Annotated in this window: 5 protein-coding genes; all 5 read right to left on the bottom strand. The window is 59.7% G+C overall.

The window, feature by feature from the left end; genetic code table 11:
• Positions 1-6 precede the first annotated feature (6 nt).
• Positions 7-987 carry an ExeA family protein gene (locus DL88_RS18145; RefSeq protein WP_210165336.1) on the bottom strand — a complete coding sequence of 327 codons (981 nt, stop codon included), beginning with the start codon at positions 985-987 and terminating at the stop codon, positions 7-9.
• Positions 984-2,636, bottom strand: coding sequence for an IS481 family transposase (locus DL88_RS18140; RefSeq protein WP_003501095.1), 1,653 nt, complete (start codon positions 2,634-2,636; stop codon positions 984-986). The genes DL88_RS18145 and DL88_RS18140 overlap by 4 nt, the downstream gene beginning before the upstream one ends.
• Positions 2,629-3,231, bottom strand: coding sequence for a recombinase family protein (locus tag DL88_RS18135; protein ID WP_003501098.1), 603 nt, complete (start codon positions 3,229-3,231; stop codon positions 2,629-2,631). Before DL88_RS18135 ends, DL88_RS18140 begins: the two co-directional genes overlap by 8 nt.
• Positions 3,232-3,571: 340 nt before the next feature.
• Positions 3,572-4,492 (bottom strand): LysR family transcriptional regulator, encoded by a 921-nt coding sequence (locus DL88_RS18125; protein WP_003501100.1) that lies wholly within the window; start codon positions 4,490-4,492, stop codon positions 3,572-3,574.
• Positions 4,493-4,504: 12 nt separating this feature from the next.
• Positions 4,505-4,797, bottom strand: a 293-nt coding sequence (locus tag DL88_RS18120) for an NAD(P)-dependent oxidoreductase (RefSeq protein WP_034999387.1), incomplete at its 5' end; no start/stop codon positions are given.

The following is a 4,797-nucleotide window of genomic DNA, read 5'->3' as shown; positions in this document are numbered from 1 at the left end:
GCATGGTCAAACCGGGACGCCTGCCTGTCGTAGTTGCTCGGTCAGCTGACGGGAATATTCGGGATCAAGGGTGCCCGCCAGGAAGGCGCGGATATCCGACGGCCGAGCATTGAGGTGCGTGACCAGAGCCGTCGCATCGTAACCATTTCGGGTCAACGTCGGTTCGAGATCGTCGATGGCGCGGGACAGGACCTGCTCGACGATTTCGGCGGTAACCGGCTTGGCGCCGAGGCGAAAGCCCTGCTCGAATGCGAGGGTGAGATGCATCTCGATCTGAAGCGTCGTGCGCAAACGTTCGGCGATGAGGTCGATGGCTTCTTCCTCGAGGAGTTCGCCAACCTTTACGCCTTCGGCCGCACAGGCGCCAAGCAGCCAGGCAACATAGTCGCGGCGCGCGGAGCCGATCCCCTCGTAGTCAAAAATGGTCGTGCGGTAGCCAATCTCCTCCATTTGCGGCCGGCGCAGATCATTGCGCAACCGGGGATGCCCGACAAGAAGTACGGAAAGGAGCACGCCGGCGTCGGCGACCACCTCCATCAGTCGCTTCAGGCCGGTTAAGGTCTTGTGGTGCAGGTCATGGGCCTCGTCGACCACGAGGACGATCGGCCGTTTGCCTTTTTTCATGATGTCGCGCAGGTCGCGCTCCCGGCGCTCGGCCTGCTTGGGGATCTTGACCTGCGCACGATCGCCGGGAGACAAGTCGTAGAACAGGGCTTCAATGAGCGATGGCAGCGAAGTGCGCCGCTTGTCGACCGCCAGCGATTTGGCGAGTGCGACCTTGCCGGCTTTGGTGAGTTCGGCCTCGATGCGGCGCAAAAGGTGGGTTTTCCCCGAACCGACCAGGCCGGAGACCACGACAAGCCGACCGGTCTGGACGGCCGCACACACCTCGCGGATGATCGTGCGCTGATGCTCGGTCTCAAAGTTGCCGGCCCCTTGGAAAGGCCGGTCGAGGCCGTAACTGGATTGAACGTCAGCGAGCATCATTCTTCCTTTCTTCGCGCCTGGAAGCGTTCGCGGATACGGGCCGCGATCATCTTTTTGTCGAGTGTTTCTCCAAGCAGTTCATTGATGAAGGCGCGGTCACCGGCATTCATCGCGCCGATCGGCCGGCCGAGCTGGTCGGCGATGGCCCCACGGGCTGCGAGGCCATTTGGATAAGCGGTCTCTATTGCGGGTTCCGGAAACGGTGTCCGCCGTACACTCAGCCCAGCCGTGGTCGGGGGCAGCGAAGGCAATGGACGATCCCCGCCGGTGACCGCGGCGCGGGGGAGCCCAAGTTGGTCTGCCAGGCGCACCACCTTGTCGAGCCGCTCTTCGAGCTTGCTCTTCTGGTATTTGCGATAGCGAAAGAGGGGAACCGCCCCGCGCGAAGGTTGGAATGGACCGAAGCGCTTGCCCTCATGCTCGACGAACAGTTCCTGATCGAACAGGCCCCAGAGCAAGGTCACCGTTTCGCCGGCAAGTTCGGGCTCGACCTCATAGGATGCGCCTTCGACCGATACGGTCGCGTCTCCAGCAACCGTCCGTCGTTCCGGTTCGCGCGCAAAGGCGCAGAACCGCTCCCAGGAGCACATCGCCCGCACCCCGTCAGGAGGAAGATGCCGCAGCCAATCCTCGATGCGTGCATGAGACTCTGTGCGATGGTCGCCGTTATTGTAGGTGACCAAGGCGCGCCTGAGCCAAAGGTTGGCTTCCTCTTCGTCCTTCGGCTTGTGGAAATGATAGAGGGTCTCGTGCACTTCCTTGATCGTGCGAAACGGCCGCTCGACCTTGCCTTTCGCTCGCGCCGGCGTGCGCCGCTCGCTGTCCGACGGGGGCATATGCGTGAGAACCCGGACACCAAGGCTACCCATGACGGACTGGAAAACGCGCGAGCGGCTCACCGGCCCGTTATCCATATGGATGGTCGTTGGAATCCCCTGAAGCGGCAGTTCCGGTTCAGGCTTGGCGGCGAAGGCATTGTAGAGAAAGCGCAAGGCGGACTCCGCGTCCTCGCCGTAGACGGAGCGGTATTCCTGATAGCTCGCGCCGGAGCGATCATCGACCACGGAGAACAGCATCAGCGTCGGCCGGCCGCGCCCTTCCTCGACCCAAAGCGGCGCTTCCACCTGCTTCAGGTCGGACGGGCTCATGTCGAAGTGCCAGAGTTCGTTGGAACGCCGCGCCTGGAATCGGACGGCAGCCACCGGGCGGGTGACGCGCGCATAATCCAGGCCGGAAACACGCAGCAGCCGATCGACCGTTGCGCGTTTCAAGATGCCGGGCGGTGCACGGACCAGGCCATCGGGCGTCACCACGCCGTCTTCCTCAAGCAGCTTGATGGCGCGCGCCGTGGAGATATGCCGCCCCTTCCGGTTCGCCGTTCTGATCTTCAGGGCCGCGATGATTTCGGCATAGGTTTCCATCTCCGGCTGCGGGGCGATCCGGGAGGTTCCGTGATCGGCGCGCCGTACGGATTTCGGGCGGTTCAACTCCCGCAGCGCCCGATACAGGGTCCAGATCGAGATGCCGTAGGCATCGGCGGCACGAGCAACAATCTCGGTACGGCCTGGATCACGGGGAGAAAGCAGCGACAATCGGCGTCGAAGATCGACAAGAGCCTCTCCGGGCGGCCGCTTTCTCCGCTCAGCCATGGACGTCCTCGGATTCCACTGTTTTGGGAGAGCCACCCTTCTTGCCGATATGACGATAGAGGGTTGCAACAGAAACCCCCATGCGCTGCGCAATATTGCGTACCGGTATGCTGCCTTCCTTCATCAGGGCGCGCGCCGCGGCAATATCGCCCGGGCGCATCGCGGGCGGGCGGCCACCCTTGCGGCCACGTTGCCGCGCCTCGACCAGTCCAGCCGTCGTGCGTTCGCGGATCAGAGCACGTTCGAACTGGGCGATCGCACCGAAGACATGGAAGGTCAGCATGCCGCCCGGCGTCGTCGTATCAATGCTCTCGGTCAAGGACACGAGCCCGATCTTCGCGCGCTCCAACTCTTCCGCCGTCGCGATGAGCTTCTTTAGCGATCGCGCCAACCGATCGAGTTTCCAGACAACGAGCGTGTCACCAGTGCGAAGCACGTCGGAGAGAATTCGGCCCAATTCCGGGCGGTCATCGCGAGCGCCTGACCCGCGCTCGGTAAACACCTTCTCGCAACCGGCGCGTCTCAGCGCCTCAAGCTGAAGCTCCGGATTTTGATCGATCGTGCTGACCCTGGCGTACCCGACCCGCATAGCCATCCAAATGTTCTTGAAAGTCGTTGGACACATAGCATTTTGCGACAACCGTTTCTATAACAGTTTTGAGAAGATTCCATCGCGCCATTCAAGGGGCGTGACGGCATGCGCTATGGCATGCTCAAAAACCCTCGTTTATGACAAACGATCCATGGAAACCAACTATGTGTCTGACGGCCGAATATTCGCGACATGGAGCAGGGAACCTTACGCATCGAAAATCGGGCGGTCCCCGATCTTGTCCCCCTTGTATGGGATACTCCGGGAATTGAGGCGGCGATACCAAAGGATGCGGTCGGCCAGGCCGTTACCATGTTCGAGCCGCAGGAATGCGCCAACTACTTCAAATCTTGCGGATATGACCCCGAGTAATGTGGACGTGCTCTAGGTCACCCAGAGGGGCGCTCGCATCGAGTATAACCTTAAGCGCGATTGCTTCCGGTGAACCATCCTCCATATGTACGGGATGTACAGCCCACACAGACTTTTCGAGAACCACATTCTCAACAGAAACCTCATAAAGCCTACCCGACGCGAGCTCATCGAGGACAGTGCTCCTCATCACGATCGAAATGCCGAGACCAGCTCGAACTGCATGCTTCACAGCCTCAGTGCTCCCGACATTGAATGAGATTGGGAATTGCTCTGCCGCTTGGCCGAAGGCCTCGCGGAGCACGGATCCGGTACCGGTTCCACGTTCTCCGCCAATGAGGGACTCTTGAAATAACTCTGCCGCTTCAATTGTTTTTCGCGTCCTCCAATTATGCTGTGGGGATACGATTATTACCAGCTTTTCCTTCCGCCAAAGGCGGGCTTGATATCCTTTTCGATCGTCCCACCATTCGGTAAAGGCTAGATCAATCTCCTTCCTCAAGAGCTTTTCGATGATTTCAGGATTTGAGGCAACGGCCACCTCAGGTGGCCGGCCTTGAGCATCCTGTAAACGCTTCAAGTGGACTGGCAAAATATAGGTACCGATGTTAGTACTGGCACCCAACGTAATCCGGCCGCTGTGCAGGCGGTCCAGAGATCTCTTCGTGACGGTCAAAAGGCTGCGTGCGAATGGCAAGAATACGAGCCCTTGCCGAGTCGGCACACACTTGTCCTTCCTCCTCTCGACCAGCCGCACCCCTAGTATATCCTCCAATCGTTTCACATTATGTGAGACAGTCGGTTGGGATATCTGAAGCCGTCGCGACGCCTCGTGAAAGCTGCCAGTTTCGATTACCTCTATGAATGCTGCGACATGCGAAAGGCTAAACATTACTTTCTCTAATCAAGGAATTAGTTGAACCTCGTTAATTGCCGCACGAGGTCTTCGGCCTTGGACAAAATCTATAATGTTGTCAGCAGCCTCGTGCTCGATAGCCAAACGCGACTTCGCCACTGCTGAGCCTATGTGGGGTGTCAAGATCGAATCATGTTCGCGATTGAGGAGACCCCCGTGGACCTTGTCAGGCCGGTCGGGTCTGGCCCAGTCCTCCATCTCATAAACATCAGCGGCGTAGCCTCCCAAGCGCCCCGCCTGCAATGCAGCGACAACAGCCTCTTCATCAACCACGCTTCCGC

Source organism: Beijerinckia mobilis (genome assembly GCF_000745425.1).
Classification (GTDB): Bacteria; Pseudomonadota; Alphaproteobacteria; order Rhizobiales; family Beijerinckiaceae; genus Beijerinckia; species Beijerinckia mobilis.
Note: the sequence above shows the minus strand (reverse complement) of the source record. Positions and strands in the feature narration are given on the sequence as shown.